The sequence below is a fragment of the Faecalibacterium longum genome, from assembly GCF_040094125.1.
Classification (GTDB): domain Bacteria; phylum Bacillota; class Clostridia; order Oscillospirales; family Ruminococcaceae; genus Faecalibacterium; species Faecalibacterium longum.
This window is the reverse complement of sequence record NZ_JBBNIH010000175.1, coordinates 1-855: the sequence shown is the minus strand read 5'-3', so window position 1 is coordinate 855 and position 855 is coordinate 1. Positions and strand designations below refer to the sequence as shown.

The 855-nt window shown below is 60.8% G+C and carries 1 protein-coding gene; it reads left to right on the top strand.

The window, feature by feature from the left end:
- Window positions 1-211 precede the first annotated feature (211 nt).
- Window positions 212-829 (top strand): epoxyqueuosine reductase QueH, encoded by a 618-nt coding sequence (locus AAAU26_RS13800; protein WP_349181106.1) that lies wholly within the window; start codon window positions 212-214, stop codon window positions 827-829.
- The last annotated feature ends 26 nt before the right edge of the window (window positions 830-855 follow it).

Sequence of the window (855 nt, the reverse complement as noted above, 5' to 3'; positions counted from 1 at the left end):
GCCCCAACAGCGACTCCCTGTTTCCGCCGCTGGCGGCGGTCGTCGTTGTTGCTCCTAACGAGGGGAGGCTTTGGCATTCCGTAAAGCTTTCCCTCTTCGCCAGAGGCTCCCCTACAAGGGGAGCTGTCGAGCGACAGCGAGACTGAGAGGTTGTATGAAGGGCAGCCTGCCCTTTTATAGGTTCATTTTAGTATAGCAAAGGACTTTTCTTATGTCAAACCAACTCAATTTTTCACAGCAGATGGACGAAGTGTTGAAAACTCTGGGCGACACCCGCCCCCGGCTGCTGCTCCATGCCTGCTGCGGCCCCTGTTCCAGCGCCGTGCTGGAGCGGCTGTGCCGGTATTTCGACATCACCGTGCTCTACTACAACCCCAACACATGGCCCGCCGAAGAATACCACCGCCGGGGCGAAGAGCTGGAGCGCTTCGTCGCCGCCGCCCACCCGCTGGGCGTGACGGTGGTGGAAGACCGGTACGACCCGCAGGAGTTCTACTCCGCTGTCGCGGGCCTCGAAAACGAGCCGGAGCGCGGCAGTCGCTGCACGGTCTGCTATCGGCTGCGGATGCGCCGTGCGGCCCAGTATGCCGCCGAGCACGGCTTCGACTGGTTCACCACGACCCTCTCCATCAGCCCCCACAAGGATGCCAAGCGCATCAATGCCATCGGGCAGGAGCTGGAGCAGGAGTTCGGCGTGAAGCACCTGCCCTCCGACTTCAAAAAGCAGAACGGCTATCTGCGCAGCTTGCAGCTCTCGGAGGAATACGGCCTCTACCGGCAGGATTACTGCGGCTGTGAGTTCAGCGCAAAAGCACGGGGAATAGAGTAAACAAAAGGCCGCTGCGAATGCAGCGG